Origin of the sequence: Sinorhizobium psoraleae, assembly GCF_013283645.1 — a bacterium.
Classification (GTDB): domain Bacteria; phylum Pseudomonadota; class Alphaproteobacteria; order Rhizobiales; family Rhizobiaceae; genus Sinorhizobium; species Sinorhizobium psoraleae.
This window is the reverse complement of record NZ_JABEKV010000003.1, coordinates 700,369-721,587: the sequence shown is the minus strand read 5'-3', so window position 1 is coordinate 721,587 and position 21,219 is coordinate 700,369. Positions and strand designations below refer to the sequence as shown.

The 21,219-nt window shown below is 61.2% G+C and carries 16 protein-coding genes; 5 read left to right on the top strand and 11 right to left on the bottom strand.

Features of this window, described 5'->3' with window-relative positions; translation table 11 throughout:
* The first annotated feature begins 286 nt into the window (after nt 1–286).
* The 3 genes from ILFOPFJJ_RS19125 to ILFOPFJJ_RS19115 are packed head-to-tail and all read left to right on the top strand — an operon-like array spanning nt 287 to nt 4,967.
* Nucleotides 287–3,337, top strand: a complete 3,051-nt coding sequence (locus tag ILFOPFJJ_RS19125) for a GAF domain-containing protein (protein WP_173512133.1) — start codon at nt 287–289, stop codon at nt 3,335–3,337.
* A complete protein-coding gene (locus ILFOPFJJ_RS19120; RefSeq protein WP_173512132.1) occupies nt 3,334–3,723 on the top strand; it encodes a response regulator in 390 nt (129 codons plus the stop codon). Before ILFOPFJJ_RS19125 ends, ILFOPFJJ_RS19120 begins: the two co-directional genes overlap by 4 nt.
* The gene (locus ILFOPFJJ_RS19115; protein ID WP_173512131.1) at nt 3,720–4,967 is read left to right on the top strand and encodes an adenylate/guanylate cyclase domain-containing protein; all 1,248 of its coding nucleotides are present in this window, start codon (nt 3,720–3,722) and stop codon (nt 4,965–4,967) included. The genes ILFOPFJJ_RS19120 and ILFOPFJJ_RS19115 overlap by 4 nt, the downstream gene beginning before the upstream one ends.
* 73 nt (nt 4,968–5,040) lie before the next feature.
* Here the strand turns inward: ILFOPFJJ_RS19115 and ILFOPFJJ_RS19110 are convergent, their stop codons facing one another.
* The 11 genes from ILFOPFJJ_RS19110 to ILFOPFJJ_RS19060 form a co-directional block, all read right to left on the bottom strand.
* The gene (locus ILFOPFJJ_RS19110; RefSeq protein ID WP_173512130.1) at nt 5,041–6,051 is read right to left on the bottom strand and encodes an ABC transporter ATP-binding protein; all 1,011 of its coding nucleotides are present in this window, start codon (nt 6,049–6,051) and stop codon (nt 5,041–5,043) included.
* Nucleotides 6,048–7,043 (bottom strand): ABC transporter ATP-binding protein, encoded by a 996-nt coding sequence (locus ILFOPFJJ_RS19105; RefSeq protein WP_173512129.1) that lies wholly within the window; start codon nt 7,041–7,043, stop codon nt 6,048–6,050. The genes ILFOPFJJ_RS19110 and ILFOPFJJ_RS19105 overlap by 4 nt, the downstream gene beginning before the upstream one ends.
* Nucleotides 7,036–7,944, bottom strand: coding sequence for an ABC transporter permease (locus ILFOPFJJ_RS19100; RefSeq protein ID WP_173512128.1), 909 nt, complete (start codon nt 7,942–7,944; stop codon nt 7,036–7,038). Before ILFOPFJJ_RS19100 ends, ILFOPFJJ_RS19105 begins: the two co-directional genes overlap by 8 nt.
* Nucleotides 7,935–8,870, bottom strand: a complete 936-nt coding sequence (locus tag ILFOPFJJ_RS19095; protein ID WP_173512127.1) for an ABC transporter permease — start codon at nt 8,868–8,870, stop codon at nt 7,935–7,937. Before ILFOPFJJ_RS19095 ends, ILFOPFJJ_RS19100 begins: the two co-directional genes overlap by 10 nt.
* A gap of 13 nt (nt 8,871–8,883) precedes the next feature.
* A complete protein-coding gene (locus tag ILFOPFJJ_RS19090) occupies nt 8,884–10,461 on the bottom strand; it encodes a nickel ABC transporter substrate-binding protein (protein WP_173512126.1) in 1,578 nt (525 codons plus the stop codon).
* 590 nt (nt 10,462–11,051) lie between these two features.
* On the bottom strand, nt 11,052–12,263 hold the full coding sequence (uxuA, locus tag ILFOPFJJ_RS19085) for a mannonate dehydratase (protein ID WP_173512125.1): 1,212 nt from the start codon (nt 12,261–12,263) through the stop codon (nt 11,052–11,054).
* An 11-nt stretch (nt 12,264–12,274) separates the two neighbouring features.
* Entirely contained in the window at nt 12,275–13,318 is a 1,044-nt protein-coding gene (locus tag ILFOPFJJ_RS19080; RefSeq protein ID WP_246299685.1) for an L-idonate 5-dehydrogenase, read from the bottom strand.
* A 14-nt stretch (nt 13,319–13,332) separates the two neighbouring features.
* Complete coding sequence (locus tag ILFOPFJJ_RS19075) at nt 13,333–14,739, bottom strand: TRAP transporter large permease (protein WP_173512123.1); 1,407 nt, start codon at nt 14,737–14,739, stop codon at nt 13,333–13,335.
* Nucleotides 14,740–14,742: 3 nt separating this feature from the next.
* Nucleotides 14,743–15,315: a TRAP transporter small permease gene (locus ILFOPFJJ_RS19070; RefSeq protein ID WP_173512122.1), complete on the bottom strand. Its 573-nt coding sequence runs from the start codon at nt 15,313–15,315 to the stop codon at nt 14,743–14,745.
* 218 nt (nt 15,316–15,533) lie between these two features.
* On the bottom strand, nt 15,534–16,508 hold the full coding sequence (locus ILFOPFJJ_RS19065; protein WP_173512121.1) for a sialic acid TRAP transporter substrate-binding protein SiaP: 975 nt from the start codon (nt 16,506–16,508) through the stop codon (nt 15,534–15,536).
* A gap of 39 nt (nt 16,509–16,547) precedes the next feature.
* Nucleotides 16,548–17,291: a FadR/GntR family transcriptional regulator gene (locus tag ILFOPFJJ_RS19060; protein WP_173512120.1), complete on the bottom strand. Its 744-nt coding sequence runs from the start codon at nt 17,289–17,291 to the stop codon at nt 16,548–16,550.
* A gap of 403 nt (nt 17,292–17,694) precedes the next feature.
* Here ILFOPFJJ_RS19060 and ILFOPFJJ_RS19055 point away from each other — a divergent pair, with 403 nt between their 5' ends.
* Both ILFOPFJJ_RS19055 and ILFOPFJJ_RS19050 read left to right on the top strand, forming a co-directional pair.
* Complete coding sequence (locus ILFOPFJJ_RS19055; RefSeq protein ID WP_173512119.1) at nt 17,695–18,453, top strand: Tll0287-like domain-containing protein; 759 nt, start codon at nt 17,695–17,697, stop codon at nt 18,451–18,453.
* Nucleotides 18,450–21,209 carry an ATP-binding response regulator gene (locus ILFOPFJJ_RS19050; RefSeq protein WP_173512118.1) on the top strand — a complete coding sequence of 920 codons (2,760 nt, stop codon included), beginning with the start codon at nt 18,450–18,452 and terminating at the stop codon, nt 21,207–21,209. The genes ILFOPFJJ_RS19055 and ILFOPFJJ_RS19050 overlap by 4 nt, the downstream gene beginning before the upstream one ends.
* Nucleotides 21,210–21,219 lie beyond the last annotated feature (10 nt).

Genomic DNA, 21,219 nt, shown 5'->3' with positions numbered 1-21,219 from the left:
TGTTCCGTGGCAATGGCTCGTCGGTTGCGCCATCGGCCGAACTTTCGAAGGAAAGACCAGGCATAAAGGGCGTTTTCTTGCCCTAAACGCCGAGAATGCGAATCTGTTAGACATAACTGATATACCGTGTTGCAGCAGGAGCTAATCCTCGTCACAGCCGGTCAGATGGGGTATTCTCTTCGGTCTGCCGTCACCGGCTAAGGCGTGGGGTGTGGGGCCCGGAGGGCGGACTGTAGGGGCTCGTCACCGAGCCGGTCGCCTGCAGAGCGCAAAAGGGGGGCGCAAGGTGGAGGAGTCGAGCCTCAGCATCGGACGTCAGATGGAATTGCTGGAGCGGGAGCTTGGCGAAGCGCTCGAACAGCAGACCGCGACAAGCGAAATCCTGCGCGTCATCTCGACCTCGCCCACCGACATACAGCCGGTGTTCGATGCGATAGCGCAAAACGCCGCGAGGCTGTGCGGCGCAGAGTTCTGCTTCGTTTTCCGGTTCGACGGAGACCTCCTGCACCCTGTTGCCTATCACGGCATTTCGGGCGAAGGCATCGAAGCGGTACGTGCCAATTTTCCGCAGCAACCAAATACAGGCAATGTCACAGGACGGGCCTTCATCAGCGGCGCCATCGAGCAAGTTCCCGATGTTTTTGCCGACGCTGATTACCGGATGCTCTCGCTGGCGAAAATCGTGTCCTACCGCAGCGCCATCGGCGTGCCGCTGGTGCGGAAAGGACGTCCGATCGGATCACTCGCCGTCACTCGACGCGCTGTCGGATTCTTTCCAGAGCGGCAGGTCGAGTTACTGCAAACCTTCGCCGATCAGGCGGTGATCGCCATAGAGAACGTCCGCCTTTTCGAGGAGGCGCAGACGCGCAATCGAGAGATCAAAGAAGCGCTCGAACAGCAGACCGCGACAAGCGAAATCCTGCGCGTCATCTCGACCTCGCCCACCAACATACAGCCGGTGTTCGACACCATAGCGTTGCGTGCCGCCAGACTTTGCGGAGCGCAGTTCTGCCACGTGTTCCGTTACGATGGCGAACTTCTGCACTTCGTGGCGTATCACCGGCTGGAGCCGGAGGGCGTCGAGGCGGTGCGCGCGATGTTTCCGGCCCCGCCTGATCGAGGCAGTGCCGCGGGGCGTTCGATCCTCAGCCGATCGGTGGAGCAGATACCGGACCGGCTCGCCGATCCTGAGTATCAGGCCCACACCGCCCTTGGCGTCCAGTCCGTGAACTACCGAAGCCTGGTCGCGGTACCGATCATGCGCGACGGCAGGCCGATCGGAACCATCGTCGTCGCGCGAACCCAGCCCGGAGTGTTTCCTGATCGGCAAGTCGAACTCCTGCAGACCTTTGCCGATCAGGCGGCGATAGCGATCGAGAATGTTCGGCTGTTTACCGATCTGGAAAAAAGAAACCTTGAGCTGAAGGACTCGCTACAGCAGCAGACTGCGACAGCGGATGTGCTCAAGGTAATCAACCGGTCGCCGTTCGACCTTCAGGCCGTGCTCGACACCTTGGTCGAGTCCGCAGCGCAACTCTGCGACGCTTACGACTCGGCAATATTCCTGAAGGACGGGGATACTCTTTATGTCAGGGCGCATCATGGGCCGATTCCAATCGATTTCCCAGGCTGGCCGATATCACGGAACTGGGTCACGGGCCGGGCCGTGGTGGACCGAAGGCCCATCCATGTGCCTGATCTGAGCGCCACTCCCGACGAGTTTCCGGACGGCCACATGATGGCCGCACGCATGGGCCACCGCACAATTTTGGCGGTGCCTTTGATGCGGCAGCGGGAGGCGATCGGGGGGCTCGTCATCCGCCGGACAGAAGTCAGGCCGTTCACAGAAAAGCAGATCGAGCTCGTCCAGACCTTTGCAGACCAGGCCGTAATCGCGATCGAGAATGTGCGGCTGTTCGACGAAGTGACGGCGCGAACCGCTGAACTGACCGAGGCGCTGGAGCAGCAGACTGCGACGGCTGAGGTGCTGAAAGTCATCAGCCGCTCCGCATTCGACCTGCAGGCGGTCCTCGACACTCTTGTGACGTCCGCTGCCCGTCTTTGCGAAGCCGACATGGCAACGATGACGCGGCCGATGGGTGACGCGCACTATCCGGTCGCCAGCTACGGCCTCTCGCAGGAATTCGGCCAATATCTTCGGGCTCTTCCGCTGGAGCCGGGACGCGGCACCATCGTGGGGCGGACCTTGCTTGAGGTTCGGCCGGTCCAGGTCGCGGACGTCCTCGATGATCGCGAGTACGCGCTGCACGAGGGACAGAGGCTCGCGGGATTTCGCACTGTGCTCGGCGTGCCGCTGTTGCGCGAAGGCAGCCCGATCGGAGTGCTCGCATTGACCCGCTCGATCGTGCGCCCCTTCACCGAAAAACAGGTCGACTTGGCGTCGACCTTCGCCGACCAGGCCGTGATCGCCATCGAAAACGTCCGCCTATTCCAGGAGGTGCAGTCGAGAACCGAGGAACTGTCACGGTCGCTGGAGGAGCTCAAGGCCGCCCAAGACCGGTTGATCCAGACCGAGAAACTCGCGTCGCTCGGGCAGCTGACCGCCGGAATTGCGCACGAGATCAAAAACCCGTTGAACTTCGTCAACAATTTCTCGGCGCTGTCCGTCGAATTGATCGAAGAGTTGCAGCAAGTGCTCGATGGCGCCGTAGGTGACAGCGCCGCTCGCTCCGAGATCGACGAACTCACTGCCATGCTCAGGGGCAACCTTGAGAAGATCGTCCAGCACGGCAAGCGCGCCGACTCGATCGTCAAGAACATGCTCCTGCACTCACGCCAAGGGGCGGGCGAGCACAGGCCGGCCGATATCAATGCAATCCTCGAGGAGAGCCTCAATCTCGCTTATCACGGTGCCCGTGCCGGGGAGCAGGGCTTCAACATCACGCTCGAGAAATCCTTCGATCCGGCAGCCGGCGAGATTGACCTCTACCCGCAAGAGATCACACGTGTGCTTCTCAATCTCATCTCCAATGGCTTCTATGCCACCAGCAAACGCGCGGCTTCCGAATCTGCCGACGGGTACGAGCCGAAGTTGGCCGCGGTGACCAGAAACCTCGGAGACAGTGTTGAAATCATCATCCGCGACAATGGGCTCGGCATTCCACCGGAAGTGAAAGAGAAGATCTTCAATCCCTTCTTCACGACCAAGCCTGCTGGCGAGGGCACGGGGCTCGGCCTTTCGCTCAGCCACGACATCATCGTCAAGCAGCATGCCGGTTCAATCGAGGTGGACACGGAACCGGGTCACCATACCGAGTTTCGCATCCGGCTGCCGCGGATTGCCGCTGCGATCATAAAATCGGAGGGCAGATCATGAGCCTCCTTATCCTGGTGGTCGACGACGAGCCTGACATCGAGTTGCTTTTCAGGCAGCAATTCCGCCGGGACCTGCGCGCCGGCCGCTTCGCAATGGAGTTTGCACAGTCGGCGCCAACCGCGCTTGAGCGGATCGCCGATGCCGTCGACGTCACGCTTATTCTCATACTGTCCGACGTCAACATGCCGGGGATGAGCGGGCTCGAACTGCTGCCGAAGGCACGGAATTTACGGCCTGACGTGCCGGTGATCATGATCACCGCTTACGGCGATGCGGACACGAAGCGGAGAGCTCTCGAAAGCGGCGCGGAAGCGCTTTTGACCAAGCCGATCGACTTCGTCGCACTACGGGAAGAAATCGACATGCGAATTGGGCGCGCCGCATGAGCACCAGCATACTCGTTGTTGACGACGAGCCGGACCTGGAGCGCCTGCTTGTCCAAAAATTCCGGAGGCAGATCCGCGACAGCACGCTGCGTTTTCTGTTTGCCCGCGACGGAGTCGAGGCCTTGGCCGTACTGGCTGCAAACCAGGACGTGGACATGGTGCTGAGCGATATCAACATGCCGCGGATGGATGGCTTGTCGCTGCTCGCGAAACTTCAGGAGAGGGACGCGGAGTTGTCCACGATCATCGTCTCCGCCTACAGCGATATGGCGAATATCCGAACCGCGATGAACCGCGGCGCTTATGATTTCGTGACGAAGCCGATCGATTTTCCGGATCTGGAGGCGACGATCGTCAAGACGATCCACCACGTGGAAGCGCTGCGTGAGGCACAGCGCCGGCAGTCGGCGGCCGAGCAGGCCCGTGCGTCGCTTTCCCGCTATTTCTCGCCTAATCTCGCCGAGCGTCTGGCAAGCAGCGCCGAGACCCTTGATCTTGGCGGCACGCGCCGGGAGGTTGCCTCACTTTTTACCGATCTGACGGGTTTCACCACGCTCGTCGAGACGATCGAGCCAAGCGTGCTCGGACCACTCGTCAATGATTACATCGTCGGCATGACCGACATCGTGTTCGCCCATGACGGTACTGTCGCAAAGATCATCGGCGACGCGCTCCACGTGCTGTTCGGGGCTCCTGCCGACCAGCCGGATCATGCCGGTCGCGCCGTCGCCTGTTCGCTCGCCCTCGACGCCTTCGCGCGGTCCTTCCGCGAAGACTGGAGTAGAAAAGGGATAATCCTTGGCGACACCCGGATCGGCGCGCACGCCGGCACGGCTGTTGTCGGGAATTTCGGCGGAGGACGGTTTTTTGACTACAGCGCCTATGGCGACACGATCAACGTCGCCGCGCGCCTGGAAGTGGCCAACAAAACGCTAGGCACCCGCATTTGCGTGAGCGGCAGCCTCGCCACCAAGGCGCAGGATTTCCGCGGCCGGCCGGTAGGCGACCTCCTCCTCAGAGGCAGGGCCGAACCGATCCGCGCTTTCGAGCCCCTTGACGCCGCAGTTTATGCGAGCGCAGAAACACAGGCCTACATGGAGGCCTTCGGAAAGCTCGAGGCCCGCGACCCCGGTGCACTCGCTTCGTTTGCCGCACTGGTTGGTCGCAATGCGGAGGACCGGCTTGCGAGCTTTCACCTCAAGCGTCTGCTGAACGGCGAAACGACGACGATAATTACGCTTTGAATGACCAGCTACATTGGCGGCAGATCGTACGCCGCTAGATTGGCGCATAGGGACGACGTTCTAAAGTGATGCATTATCCGGCGCCCTGGCGAACGAGAGCCGAGCGTTTGCCCCCGTAAAGATCGGCGGCAAAAACGCATGCAGCATTGTGATCTGGCGAGAGACCGTATGACGGCGGCGTGCTTCGGGCGCACTCGTCGAAAGCGAGGGGACAGCGGGTTCTGAACCTGCAGCCGGAAGGGGGGCTCGTCGGACTGGGTACTTCTCCCACCATCAATGGTGCGCTACGGAGTTTTTCAACTCGTGGATCGACCACGGGAACTGACGCCAACAGCATCTGCGAGTAAGGATGGCTGGGACGGTCGTAAAGCTCCTGGGACGGCCCATGCTCCACGATCTTGCCGAGATACATCACGTAGACGCGTGACGCCGCCTGCCTTACCAGCGAAAGATCGTGGGCGATAAACAAGCATGCCACGCCCAGCTCCCTCTGCAGTCGTAGGAAGAGGTTCATCACCTGCGCTCGGATGGAAAGATCGAGAGCGCTTACCGGCTCGTCGCAGATCAGCACCCTCGGGTTCACCGCAAGCGATCGGGCAATGGCAACGCGCTGGCGCTGGCCGCCCGAAAGCTCACGGGTGTGACGGTCCTTGATCGCGTGCGTCAAGCCGACCTGATCCAGCAGTTCCTTGGTCCGGCGATTTCGCTCGTGCTGCGACCTGAGGCCACCGATGAGCAACGCTTCATCGAGAGCCTCGCCAACCGTTTGTCGCTCGTTCAGAGATGAATATGGATCCTGGAAGACGTATTGGAGCGCCCGCCGACTGTTGCGCAATGCGGCTCCTGAAAGTCCGCTGAGGTCTACTCCATCGAGCAACACCCGCCCGCCGCTCGCCTTCTCGAGCCCCACGATGGTTCGCCCGAGCGTCGACTTTCCACAACCGGATTCGCCCACCAGTCCGACGATCTCGCCCGGGTAAAGCTCGAGCGAGACGTCATCGACTGCATGCACATATTTGCCCCGCTGGACGCTTTTGAAGCGCGTCTGCAGGTTCTCGACTTTAAGTACGGGCGCGTGTGTCATGCGGCAGCCTTTCCTTGATTGACGACCGAGCAGGCCACGGAAACCTTTCTGTCCGAGATTGGAACCATTGACGGCCGGATGCGCGTGCATGCAGCAACCGCAAGCTCGCAGCGCGGTGCGAAAGCGCAGCCCTTGATCGGCGCACCAAGCATCGGCGGCACGCCGGGCAGACCCCGGAACTCGGAACCAATCGGGTCGTCCCGCCGAGGAATCGCATTGATCAAACCCTTGGTGTAGGGGTGACGAGGATTGACCAGGACCTTGTCCACCGGACCGCATTCGGCGGCGCGTGCCGCGTACATGACGACGATGTCGTCGGCAGCCCCGGCGACCACGCCCATGTCGTGGGTGATCAACACCATGGCCATGTTGAGGCGCTGCTGGAGATCTTTGAGCAATCGAAGTATCTGCGCTTGGACCGTCACGTCGAGGGCCGTTGTCGGCTCGTCCGCAATGAGGAGCTTCGGCTCGCCGGCAAGTGCAATGGCGATGACGATGCGCTGCCTCAAGCCGCCCGACAGTTCATGCGGGAACTGCCTGAGCCGTGCGGCGGGATCTGATATCCCGACAAGCTTGACGAGATCGAGTGCTCTCGCTTCTGCTGAGCGCGGACTCATGTTGAGGTGCAGTTCCGCCATTTCAGCGATCTGTCGCCCGATACGGCGCACAGGATTGAGCGCACTCATCGGGTCCTGGAAGATGAAGCCGATGGATTTTCCGCGGAATTTGCGGATCTCGGGTTCGGCGAGGCCGATCAACTCCTGACCGTCAAACCGCACTGAGCCGGAAAGGTTCGTCGTCACACCCGTCGGCATCAGCCCAAGCGGAGCAAAGTTCATCACTGTCTTGCCGCTGCCACTTTCGCCGACGATCGCAAGACATTCGCCTTGCCGGACCGAGTAGCTGACGCCGTCGACCGGGCGCACCGCCGACTTGGCAGTCAGCAGATCAACCGTCAGATTGTTGACGGACAATAGTGGTTCGTCATGCATCGACATTCTCCCTTGCCCAGCCGGCAACCTCGATCCGACGTGCAGCAAGCATGCGTCGGGTGAGTGGTTTGGGGATGCGGTTGAGCGCAATCGATTCTCCGAGTGTGTTGAAACCGATGACCGCAGCCGTCAGCGCCAGCCCCGGCAGGAGAACCTGGCGCGGGTCGGACTCGAGATAGGGCAGCGCGTCGACCAGCATCTGGCCCCACTCGGGCGTGGGCGGCTGGATGCCCAAGCCCAGGAAGCTGAGCGTTGCGACAGCGAGCGCTGCCACGCCCGCGTCGGCGGTCGCATAGACCATCACGGCACCGATCGTGCCGGGAAGGAGATGATTGAAGTAGATGCGCCAAGGGCTGGCGCCCAGCACACGCAACGCCTCGATATGAGGATTGCTCATGATGCTGACGGCAACGGCGCGGCTGATACGGCCACTCATCGGCCACCAGGCAAGCGCCAGCGCCAACACCATCGTCCAGTATCCCGGGCCAACGATGCCGATCACTGCCAGTGCGATGATCAGACTCGGTATGGACAGACCGACATCGACTACACGCATCAAAAGATCGTCCACCCAACCTCGGTGATAGCCGGCGATCGTGCCCATAGCGATGCCAATCGTCATGGCTATGCCGAGGACGGAACCGACGCTCACCAGCGACGTGTTCGCAGCGATGATCAGCCTGCTGAACGTGTCGCGCCCAAGATGGTCTGTACCGAGCCAGTGGGCAGCACTTGGCCCACCGCCAGCCTCCAGCAGGTTCTGGGCGCTGGGATCCTGGGGCGCCAGCCAGGGAGCGAATGTACCGAGGGCGATAAACAGGCCGATGGTGATCAATGCCGCTCTGGGCATCTTGTTCACCCTGGCCAGGATAGGGTTCAGTCTCTTCATGATCAGCTCCATTGGCGCCTGATGCGAGGGTCGGTCAAAAGCACCGCAACGTCGACGACCAGGTTCACGAGTATGAAGAAGGTGAGAAAGATGAGCAGGCATGCCTGCACCACCATGAAGTCGCGAAAGCGCACGCCGGCGAGGAAGTAATCGCCGAGGCCCTGCCATGCGAAGAGCGGCTCGACAATGATCGCGGTGGCAGTCATCAGCCCAACTTGAGTGCCAAGTGCGTTGATGAAGATGGGCGTGATGTTCGGCAACGCATCGCGGAACAGGATCGCGGTGCGACTGAGCCCCTTGCTCTTCGCGGTTAGAACAAAGGGGCTCGCCATCGCCTCTTCCAGCCCTACTCGCACGACGCGACTGAGGACCGCAGCGGGCAGGACACTGACAGTGAGCCACGGCAGGATCCAGCTTTGCGGACCGTCGAAGCCGAAGGATGGCAGGAGCTGGAAGGTGACCGAGAAGCCGTAAATCATCAACGCGCCAACGAAGAATGTCGGTGTCGACGCGCCGAGCAACGCCAGACCGCGGGAAACGCGGTCTGGCAGTTTGTATGGCCACAGTGCGCCCACGACGCCGAGCGCCAGGCTCATCAAGGTCGCTATGGCGGCCCCGCCGGCAATCAGTGTTCCGGTGATGAGCATGCGGGCGGCGAGGTCCGCACTAACAGCCTGGCCCGTCCTGTAGGAGATGCCGAAGTCGCCGCCGACCGCATCGCCGAGCCAATCCACATAGCGCATCAGCAATGGCTTGTTCAGTCCTATCTCTTCGGCAACCTGCTCGACATAACCCGGTGTCGCGACGGCTCCTCGAAGTTCGGCAATCAGGACCGCAACATTCCCCGGAGCCGACACGACGAGGGTGAAGCACACCAAGGATGCCAAGAAAAGCAGGATCAGGGAGTGCTTCAGCCGCTTGCTGATGAAGTGCAACAAGGCGCGCTCCTCCCTACTCGGCCAACACGATGTTTTCGTACGGCATGTCGTATTCGGTGACCGGACTCGTGAAGCCCTGGACCCGCTTGGAATGCGCCCAGATGCTCGGCACGTAGACCAGCGGCGCGATCGCATCGTTGTCCCGCAGCCAGTCGTAGACCTTCTGAATGGTCGGTTGGATCTGGTCTCCGGTTGCCGCGGTCGCCGCATTGATCAGCGGATCCAGATTGGCCGGATCAGTGACCAGCTTGCCCTCGACGTCGTTGTGGAAGGTCGAGAGACACAGCCCCACGATCGAGCCAAACGGATCATAAGGCGCGCCGTAGGTCAGGAAGAAGCCGAGGTCGTACTTCTGTTCCAGCATGTCGGTGTGCTTGGAGGCATGGTCGACCGAGCGGATCACCAGATCGATGCCGATCTCCTTCATCTCGGATTGGATGACTTCGGCAATCACGCGTGATCCCGGCACGGCGTCCGGGCTGACGACCAATTCGAGCGTCAGTGGCTTGCCGTTCTTGGATCGGATGGGACTTCCCGTCCAGCCGGCCTTTTCGAGCAGCGCCGATGCGGCGACAGCATCGCGGACGGGTGCATCATGTTGCGTCCCGGCGTAGGGCAAAGCGTCCGAGAACAGGTTGCCGGCGGGCTTCGCGTAGCCGTGATAGAGCACCTTGGAGATAGCCGCGCGATCGATGCCGATGCTGACAGCCTTGCGGACCTGAGAATCCTTAAGTGCCTCGGCGCGGTCGGGATTGAACGCCATCACCAGCGTGACGTTGCCCGGATCGACGACGACGTTGAAACCGGCCGCTTCGAGCTGTTTGCCCTCTTCCGGGGTCAGGGGCGCGATCCAGAACCCCCCGACCATGTCGATTTCGCCGGCACGCAACGCCGCAACCCGTGAACGCGCATCGGGGATGACCTTGGCCTCGAGGCGCTCATAGGTCGGCTTGTCGCCCCAATAGCCGTCGTAGTGCTCGAAGACGCTCTGGGTGTCGTCCGCGCTGATCTGAACCCAGGGTCCTGTTCCAACTGGCTCCTTGAACTTGCCGTCGGCGCCGACCGACTTGGGGCTGAGGAACCGCGGTGGCCGGGTGCAGGAAAGCTCCTGCATAAGAGCCAGGACAGGTTCCCTGAAATGGAGCGTGACGTGGTAATCATCGATGACTTCCAACGACTCGAACAGCTTGGAGCAGTTCATCCAGCTAAACTGGTCATGCCCCATCCAGCGTTCGAGATTCCACTTACATGCCGCTGCGTCGAAGATTGTCCCGTCCTGAAACGTAACACCTTTGCGCAGGGTGAGATGAAGCGTCTTGCCGCCGTCCTCGATTGACCAATCACTCGCCAGGCAAGGTTCGATCCGGCCGCCCTTGCCGTACTTCACAAGCGGCTCGAACATCAGGTCCTGGATGGCCCAGATCGCGTAATGGCTTTGCGGGTCGAGATTGCCGGCGGGCTTAGCGATGGCAACGCGTAAGGTGCCGTTTGCACCCTGTGCATATGCAAGTTTCGACAGCGCGCTTTGCGCCAAGACCAGCCCAAGGGCGCCGGATGCCCCGTGCAGGAAGGTACGCCTCGTCAATGACATGTGTTGTTCCTCCTTTTTGGTGTTCCCTGAGCCCATCGCGGCCACTGCGTTTTGGGCGTTATTTTTGTATAGGCAAAATGATCGTCTCATGTACACAAACCATAGTCAACATTGTATTCATCAGGTTTGCGAAATTTACCGGATGGTAAAGAACTGAACCAAAGAGAAATGGCGCCTTGTCGGCAGGATCGGCCGATGGAATGCGGGCAGTCTGGGACTCTTCGCAAGATTGTGCGTCTACGCCGCGCGAGGTTTACTCACGACGTCACATCCAAACCTATGACTATTGTGTACAATGTGTAGCCAAGATCCGCCGAAACTGCCGTTGCAGATGGCATCCGCAGGCTACTGAACCAATCAGGCGCTGGGTCGGGAAGTTGGTGGAGTAGTCGACAAGCTGCTCCACAGGCGCGGGAGGGCGACCGCCAGCTTCCCGGAACCCGGTGCGTTCGGCACAGAGAGCCTAACGGCTTGCGCCTGTCCTCGGGGCTTCCGCTTTCCGGGCGAACCTGACGGAACGCCGAAAAGCATCACCTCATGTCGGAGTTGCAGCAAAACGGAAACTGTATCGAAATCAGCGCAGCGACACTCTACCTCGCGCCAAGGCCGGCAGTCCCGTAGGTCGCGTGCGAGAGGGCTCGTTCGATCCCGCGCAGTTCCGCAAGCCCCTTCAGCCGGCCGATTGCCGGATAACCGGGCTGGGCGCCGCGTGAGAGATCGTCGAGGATTTCCTGGCCGTGATCCGGCCGCATCGGAATCTGGTGGTCCGCTCGCCCGACGGCGCGCCGCCGTTGCTCTTCCTTGAGCAGCTCGGCGATCACCGCCACCATGTCGGTGTCGCCCTCCAGATGCTCGTCCTCGTAGAACGAGCACGGGGTCCGCTCCTCCTCGCGGCGGACATTGCGCAGGTGGACGAAATGGATGCGCGGCGCGAACTGGCGAACCATCGCCGGCAGATCGTTGGCCGCAAGCGCGCCGAGCGAGCCGGTGCAGAATGTGACCCCATTGGCCGGACTGTCGACCTCCCGCAGCATGAAGGAGTAGTCCTCCGCGGTCGACAGGATACGCGGCAATCCCAGCAGCGCCCATGGCGGATCGTCCGGATGGGCGCAGACATTGATGCCGACCCGTTCCGCAACCGGCGTCACCTCGGCAAGGAAATCGACCAGGTGACGCTTGAGCTTTTCACGGCCGATGCCGGCATAGGTTTGTAGATGTTGGCGCAGTTGCGGCAGGCTGTATCCGTCGGCGGAGCCCGGCAGACCCGCACCGATGTTGCGCGAGAGCGCAAGCCGGCGCTCTTCCGTCATTTCGCGAAAGCGCCGCTCGGCCTGCTCGGCGGTCTCCTCATCATAATCGTCGATCGCGCCAGGACGCTCTAGCAGATGGAGATCGAAGGCGGCAAAGTCGATCCGGTCGAAGCGCATGGCTTTCGCCCCATGCCGGGCGGTCCAGCGCAGGTCCGTGCGGGTCCAATCGAGAATCGGCATGAAATTGTAGCAAACCGTGCGTATGCCGGCGGAAGAAAGGCGGCGCAGCGTCTCCTGCCAATTGGCAACATGCTCGCGCCAGGGGCCTGTTTGCGTTTTGATGCTTTCGGACACCGGGACGCTTTCCACGACCTCCCATTCCAGACCACCCGCGCGGACCTCCTGTTGCCGCTTTTCGATCTCCGCAACCGGCCATACGTCCCCTGTCGGAATGTGATGGAGCGCGCTGACGATGCCGCGCGCACCGGCTTGCGCCGCATCCCGCACGCTCACGCGATCCACTGGTCCGAACCAACGCCAAGTATGTCTCATCTAGGACTCCCTCAGGGCAGAAATGTCAGTTGCACCTTGCACGCAGCCGAGCGGTCTCCGGCCTGCTCGAAAGCCTCGACGGCCCGATCAACCGGGAAGGCGTGCGAAATGATCGGGCGTATATCGATCCGTCGCTCGGCGATGAGTTGGACGGCCAGGGCAAACTCGCCGTCAAACCGCTGTGATCCGATCAGCCGCAATTCCTTGCCTACCAGAGCATTGAGCGGAAGGATGATATCGCCCGTCACACCAACCTGCACGATCAGGCCGCGCGGTCTGACCGCTGCGATCGCGCTCCGAAGCGCCGGTTCGGCGGCCGAGCACTCGAAAACGACGTCGAATTGGCCTTTGTCAGCCTCATAGGCGGCAAGGCCCGCGGGATCATGGCGGACGTTGACCACCCGCGTCGCGCCCATTGCCATCGCCCGATCGAGTGCCGCATCGGCAAGATCCGTGACGACGATTGTCTCAGCGCCCGCGTGGCGCGCAGCCGCGACCACGAGGGCGCCGATCGGCCCCGCGCCGGTGACCAGCACATGCTTGGCCTTGAGATCGCCGGCCTGCCCGACCGCATGAAGGCAGACGGCGAGCGGTTCGGCGCAGGCGGCCTCGCCAGCGCTGACCAACGTACCCGCCGGGAAACACTGGTTCGCCGGAACCACCAGCCAGTCGCGGAACATGCCCTGGGTATGGGGAAAGCGCATGGCACTGCCCAGGAACTGCATGTTCAGGCAATGAATGGGAAGCCCCTCCCCGCAAAATCGGCAGGTTCCGCAGGGTTGGCTCGGATTGACCGCCACCAGATCGCCAATCGCAAGCCCGGACACGCCGGCGCCGAGTGCGGCGACATGGCCGGACGCCTCATGACCAGGAATAATGGGCTCGCGCACCCGGATGGGACCGAAGCCCCCATCCTGGTAATAATGGAGATCGGAGCCGCAAATGCCACCGGCCGCCATCTTCAAGAGGACCTCGCCTTCACCTGGCGCGGAGACCTCGGCAACTTCGAGCCGGAGGTCCCGTTGGCCATAAAGTCGGGCAAGACGCGTGCGCATCGATACTCCTGCCATCAGCGGATCAGCCCGACCGCGCTCGGCAGCCACAGCGTGATCGCCGGAACGAAGGTGATCAGGATCAGCGCGATGAAGAGCGGCAGGAGCCAAGGCAGGATCGCCATGGTCGTCCGCTCGACCGAGAGCTTGGCGACGCGCGACAGAACGAAGAGCACCATGCCAAGCGGCGGGTGGAGCAGGCCGATCATCAGATTGAGGGTCATGATCAGGCCGAAATGCACGGGATCGATATCGAATTGAGCCGACAAAGGTAAGAGGATCGGCACCAGGATGGTGATCGCGGCGATCGTGTCGAGAAAGCAGCCGACGAACAGCATCAAAAGGTTCACGAGGATCAGGAAGACCCATTTGTTTTCGGTGATCGTCAGGATCGCGCCGGAAAGCATCTGGGCGGCTTGGCTTACCGTCAGGAGCCACGCGAAGATTGACGCCGCCGTGACGATGAAGAGCACCGAGGCAGTGGTCTCGATCGTATCGAAGGTCGCCCGCGTCAGCGTCGACATGGTCATCGTCCGGTAGCGCACCAAGCCCAGGAACAGCGACCAGAGAACGGCAGCAACGGCGGCTTCCGTTGGCGTGAACCAGCCCATCGTCATGCCGCCGATCAGTATCACCGGGGTCATCAGCGCCATGACGGCGGAGAAATCGAAATACCAGTCGAGGGCGAGAAGGATTAGGAGCGCGATGCCGGCGGCGACGTTTATCGACAGGCCCGCCGACATCAGGAGATAGATGAAGATCGGCACCGCGAGCACGACGACGACCTCGAGCGAAGCCGACAGCAACCGCGTCACTTCGAAAGGCGTGTCCGAACCCCAGCCGCGCTTGTAAGCGAAGATGGCGACCGTCAGCATCATCAGAACCGTCATCACCACGCCAGGGACGATACCGGCCATGAACAACGCGCCGATCGAGACATTCGCCATCATTCCGTAGATGACGAAGGGCAGCGACGGCGGAAAGATCGGACCGAGCGTTGCCGACGCGGCCGTCACGCCGACGGCGGCCTCAACCGGGTAGCCGTGATCCTTCATCGCCTTGATTTCGATCGTGCCGATGCCGGCGGCATCGGCAAGCGCCGTGCCCGACATGCCGGAGAAGATCACCGAACCGATGATGTTGACCTGTGCGAGGCCGCCCTTCATCCAGCCGACAAGAGCGACGGCGAAGGAATAGATGCGGCCGGTGACACCGGCGGAGTTCATCAGGTTGCCGGCGAGAATGAAAAACGGCACTGCAAGCAGCGGGAAACTCTCGACACCCGCGATCATCCGCTGCGCCGCGATAATGTCGGGCGCGACATTGTAGAAGACCAGATAGAGGACCGATGCAGCGGCCATCGAGATGGCGACAGGCACCCCGACCAGCATCAGCAGGAGAAACGAACCAACGAGCAGCAGCATGGATCAGCCCTCAACCTTATGGAATTCCTCGGGCTTTTCGAGAACCGAATAGCCGCGGCGCTGATTGGCGATAAAGACCTGGATCGAGCGGACGAGCATCAGTACGAACCCGGCCATCACGCTGTAGAAGACGATGTTGCGGGGCAGATTGACGGTCACCATGCGCTCGTTGGCGACGATCGCTACGTAGCGCCACATCAACCAGCAGGCATAGGCGAAGAAGCCGATCCGCACGAGATCGACGAAGATCGCCATGGCGCGCGCGATCGTCCGCGGCAGATAGTGATAAAGCACATCGACCTGGATGTGCCGCGAAACCCGAACGCACATGACGGAGCCGAGGAACACGACGCCAATCAGGCAGTTTGTGGCGATCTCCTCCGTCCAGGCGTAGGAATCATTGAGGACATAGCGCGTGAAGAACTGCAGGAACACGCATGCCGTCATCACCCAGAAAATGGCAAGCGTTACCCAATCCTCGAAGGCATAGTTCGAAATATCCGCAGCCGGCGGAGCCTCATCGAAGGAATGAGCGATTTCCTCCGGCGTCGTCTGCAAATGGACTTCCTGTGACATGGGCAATCATCCGGTGAATGGTGGGCGGAACGCCGGCCGCTCTGCCGAGCGGCTGGCATTGCAGCACCGCGCATTCATGAATGCGCTCAGTCGCTGCAAAGTCTTTGACCGCAGAACGGGATCAGGAGAAGCATGCGCGGCTCTCCCGCGTCCCGTTCTGATCTGCGCGTAGCGGTCACGCATGATTTGGGCCGGTACGAACCCAAGTCTTCGTGCGATCACTTGACGGCGCGGACAGCCTCCCAGTCTTCCTTGGTGTAGCCGAAGTCCTCAAGCTTGACCTTGTCCATCACGGTCGACTCGAAATCGGCCTTGTCGACTTCGGTCACTTCGATGCCGCGTTCCTTGAAGGTCTCGACGAGTTTGTTCTCACGCTCCTCAATGATCTTGGTGGCGCGCTCCGCGGCCTCCTGCATCACTTCGGTGAAGATCTGCTTGTCGGCATCGGAAAGCTGCGACCACAGGTTCTTCGAAACGACCGTGTTCAGATGATCGACGATGTGGCCGGTCAGCACGATGTGCTTCTGCACCTCGTAGAACTTCTTCGCCTCGATCGTCGTCAGCGGGTTTTCCTGGGCCTCAACCGTGCCGTTCTGGAGCGCGAGATAGACCTCGGCAAAGGCGATCGGCGTCGTGTTGGCGCCGCAGGCCCGCGGCATGGCGAGATAGGCCGGAACGTCCGGCACGCGCATCTTCAGCCCCTGCATGTCGGCACATTTGGCAATCGGCCGGTTCGACGTCGTGTGACGGGTGCCATAATAGGTGACGGCGGTGATGTGGTTGCCCGAGGCCTCCTCGTATCCTTGAGCCAATCGCTTGAAGACATCGGTCTTGGTGTAGGCGATCAGATGGGCCGGGTCGCGGAAGATATAGGGAAAGTAGGTGACGCCGATCGGCGCATATTCGCGCGCGGCGAAGCTCGAACCCGAAATGATGATATCGACGGTGCCGAGCTTCAGGCCCTGGTTGATATCGGCCTCCTTGCCGAGCTGCGAGGCCGGGAAGACATCGATCTTGTAACGCCCCTCGGTGCGTTTGCCGATCTCTTCAGCGGCCCAGACGGATTCTGTGTGGAACGGCTCCGAGGTCTCGTAGACATGCGCCCATTTAAGCGCCGTCTGAGCCTGCGCGGCCAGCGCCGAAGCCAGAATAGTCGCAGTCGCACCCAGTAGCGTTAACAGTTTGAATTTCATCTTCTTCCTCCTCCCAAGCGAAGTGATTGAAATAGAGCGCTATTTGCCCCCGACACGCCTCCATGCGGCCGGTATCGTGCTGTCGGACGGCTCCTCCCCGAAGCTCGCCGACAGGCGAAGTTGAGATTGGTCGAGATGCGCACGCATCGCGGCGCGTGCGGCGGGCGGATCGCCGGCAGCGATCGCGTCGCGGATCGCGCGATGTTCCTCCATCGCGGCGCGCCAGGTCTCGGTGTTTTCGAAATAGCTGGCGAGCTTCTCGAAATACGGCGTCATGCGCATGTCGTGGATGCTGCCGACGAAACGGTTCAGCGTCTGATTGGCGATGATGCTCGAGACGATGACATGGAACTCGCGATCGAGCGCAAGCGCCTGGCGCCGGTCTTCGAGCGCCGCAGCCATCCGCGCCAGATTGTCGTCCATGACGGTTATATGCTCGGGCCGGGCCAGCCGAGCAGCCTCCTCGGCGATCGCGCACTCGACCACCGCCCGCGCCCTCAGCAATTCGAAGGGACCTTCGAAATCCTCTGGCGGCGTATCCGATGCTGCATCCTTGCGCGCCGTAACATAGATGCCCGAGCCCATGCGGATGTCGATAAAGCCCTCGACCTCGAGCACAATCAACGCCTCGCGGATGGTGGGGCGGGAAACCCCCAGCTTCTGTGCGAGTTCCCGCTCAGCCGGAAGCCGCGAGCCGGGCGCCAACTCGCCACGCTCGATCAGGGCGCGCATCTGGTCCGCGACCTGACGATACAGGCGGCGCGATTCCACGGCAGAGAACATCGTGTCCCTCGAATACAGCCTTGCGGTTACCGGCGGCCAAGTGGCCAAGTGGTCATACCAATCACGATAGTACCAACCCGGGCGAGCGAGTCAACTGTGTCCGAGACCACGAAGCCGACACAGCTATCGCGGCTCTATCTCTTTTCGGCAGGCTTGAGGGGCTTACCCAACCGGAGGCCGGCCGATGCACGCAGCACCGCTATCGCCGCGACGTGCCTTTTTAAGACGCCTCTGACGAAAACCAGGCTTCGCCTGACCACTACCGCACGACAATGACCCGCCGCACAGTTTTAAACTTGCCGCTCGCGGGCCAAACTGTGGCTCAGCTTGCCAGAGATGGTTCTTCCAGTGCCCTTCCTGTGGTATGTTTCCGGATTGCGCTTCCTCCCGGAGGGACACCAAAATGGAAGCTCTTACCGCCTTGGCGCGAAACTGTATTTTCGCATTTTTAACCGGTTGCATCCTCCTCTTGCCTCCGGCGGCGGCTGAAGAGGCCGCTGATGTAGCGACCGGGACGCGGCTTGCGGAATTGCTCAGAGCCGCCCGAAGCGTCCTTTCGAATTATCAGTCGCTGATTAACGATCCAGCCATCGGAGACAAGCATCTCGATGGCGAGCGTTTCACGGCGGAGGCGATTGCCCTCTATGGCAAGCGTACCGGTGTTGACTTGATCTCCGGTGATCTCGAGGCGCGCGATCAAAAACTGCTCCAGGCACAGATCGAGGCTATGCGTGAAGTCGTCGACCAGCAGCAGGACGACATGAACCGCCCCGGCATCGGCTTTAAGGGTTTCGTCCCGGCGGTTTTCGCGCGCCTGATGAACGAGAAATTCGCCACCAAAGTGGGAAACGAGGCGCTGGTCCGCGTGACTGCGCCGGAGGTCCTCGTCCGCAACCGCAAGTCACTGCCGGATACTTGGGAGACACGCGTCATCAATGAAGTCTTCTCGGACCCAAAGAGGCCGAAGGGTGATGCCTATACGGAAGCGGCTCAGGTCAACGGTCGCCCTGCTTTCCGGATGCTGCTGCCGGAATACTACACGGACTCCTGTCTTTCCTGTCACGGTGAACCGAAGGGCGAGATCGACATCACCGGCTATCCCAAAGAAGGCGGCAAAGCGGGCGATCTGGGCGGTGCGATCAGCATCGTCTTGTTCAAATGAGCGCGCTCGAGCAACAGGAGCGGGCGTTCGAGGCACCCCCGGCATCGGCCAAGAAGCGCGCCAGCCGGCTCGCCAACCTGCCGATCTTCGCCCGCGTCGCTACACTGACTGCAGCCGGCCTGATCAGCCTTATCCTGTCATCGGTCTTTCTCACACAGGCGCTCTATCGCAGCGCCGAGCGCATGGCCGAAACCAGAGAACTATTCGACCGCGCAGCATCAGCGGCCACGGCGCATGTCGCCTTCGGCGATCTACGGTATTGGCTGACCGATCTCTCGGTCAGCCTGCTGATGAATTCGCAGCGCAATGCCGATGAGGCCCGAGAACGCCTGCAGGTCCAGTTAGAGCGGCTTGCGAAGCACTCGCCCGAAGCGGTCGAGGAAATCCGCGCGCAGGTCGATGCCTATGTCGAAACGGCGCTGCAGGCAACGGACAGCTATACGCAAGACAACCGCATCGTCGGCAACGCTCTTCTGGCAAAGGCACGCACCCACAGCGGCAAGGTCGATGCGGATCTCAACAAACTCGTCGAGCAGGTAAAGGCGGATGCGGAGGCGGCCCGCAACGAGGTCGTCGCGCAAACTGAGCGGACCGCCACGGCCGCCGCCATCCTGGTGGGTGTCCTAGTCCTGATCGGCTCTTTCCTCACGCTTCTTGTCCTGCGCTCGATCGTCGGACCGCTTAGGCGGCTCAATCGCGTGATCGGAGATCTGACGGAAGGACGCTACGACGTCGAGATCCCTGAGGAGAGCGGCGATGAATTCGGAGCAATGGCGAAGACGCTTTCGCTCTTCCAGCAAAGCGCGATCGAAAAGAAAAGGCTCGAAGACGAGGCAGAGCGGCAGAGGCGGACGATCGCCGCGGCGCTCGAGGCGATTTCCGATGGGTTCGTTCTCTATGATCCGGACGACAGGATCCTGGTCGCCAACAGCAAATATTGCGAAATTTTCCCCAATCACAAGCCGAACGAGCTTCGCGGCAAGAGCTTCCGCGAAATCCTCGAGCAGAACCTGGCAAGAGGGCAAGTGGACCTCGAAGGCAAATCGCCGGAGGAATGGATTGAGGATCGCCTGCGCCTTCACAGGGATCCTGCGGGCCTCGTCGACGAGAAGCGGTTCGGCGACAAGTGGGTCCGCATTACCAAACGCAAGATTCCCGATGGCGGGACGGTCGCAGTCTACACGGACATCACCGAACTCAAGCAGAGGCAAGTCGAGCTCGAGCGGGCCAAGAGCAACGCAGAATCGGCAAGCGAGGCGAAAAGTCGTTTTCTCGCTTCCATGAGCCACGAATTGCGTACGCCACTGAACGCGATCATCGGCTACAGCGAGATGCTGATAGAGGAGGCGCGCGACCACAACGACGACGAACTCGTCCCGGACCTTGACAAAATAGCGTCTGCCGGCCGGCATCTGCTGTCGCTTATCAACGACATCCTCGACCTTTCGAAGATCGAGGCCAACAAGATGGAAATCTTTCTGGAAACTTTCGACGTCGCGGACTTGCTCCGCGACGTAAGCGCTACCGTCGCGCCGCTAATGGCGAAGAACCGGAACGAGTTCATTGAGGACGTCCACGACGACCTTGGCGAGATGCACTCCGACCAGACCAAGCTGCGCCAGAATCTCTTCAACCTGCTCAGCAACGCAGCCAAATTCACCAATGGCGGCCGGGTAACGCTCTCAGTTCGACGCGAAAGGCGAACAGATCGCGATTGGCTCGTGTTCAAAGTGTCCGATACTGGGATCGGCATGACCCCGGAACAGCAGCAACGGCTTTTCAATGCCTTTACCCAGGCCGATGCTTCCACGACCCGGAATTACGGCGGTACAGGTTTGGGCTTGAGTATCACCCGCAGCTTCTGCCGCATGATAGGTGGCGTCGTCAAAGTCGAAAGCCAGGTCGGAAAAGGCTCGGTCTTCACCATGGAAGTGCCGGCGCAATGCAGGCAGGAAGCTGACGAACCTCGGACAGCAGAGCCGCCGCCGATCGTTCAGCCGGGTCGCACCGCACTCATCATCGACGACGAACCGGCTGCCCGCGACCTAATCGCGAAAGCGCTTGCAGAAGCGGGGCTTGCTTCGATAGAGGCGGCAAGCGGAGCGGAAGGAATAGCCGCCGCACGGGAGCATCGTCCCGCCGCAATCATTCTCGACATCATCATGCCGCATCAGGACGGCTGGTCGGTGCTGCGCACGTTGAAGAGCGATCCCGAACTGTGCACGATTCCTGTGATCCTTGCGACGATCCTGGCGGATCGCGAACTCGGCCTCTCGCTCGGCGCGGTCGAATATATGACCAAGCCCATCGACACGGAAAAGCTCATCCGGACCATCGAGGCTTACGGCGGCGGCAACCGCGACGTCCTGGTCATCGACGACGATCAGGCTTCCCGCGAATTCCTCCGCCGCATTCTGGTGAAGCGGGATTGGACGGTGCACGAGGCAGCCGACGGCGTCCGCGGCCTCGAACTGATGAAGCGGCTTACGCCGCGCCTGGTCCTGCTCGATCTTCTCATGCCGGAAATGGATGGATTCCAGACACTCAACGAGATGCAGAGGATTCCGGAACTCCAGAATATTCCGGTGGTCGTGGTCACTTCGAAGGACCTTTCTGCAAACGAGTTGAGTTGGCTGCGCGACCGGGCGGTCGCTGTCGTGAACAAAGGCGCAAACAGCAGGTCCCAACTGGTCGAGGCTCTCGAGCGCCAGATAGGATCACGCGAAACGGCTGGTGAGGCCATTACCCGCGGCTGAAGCGCAAGAC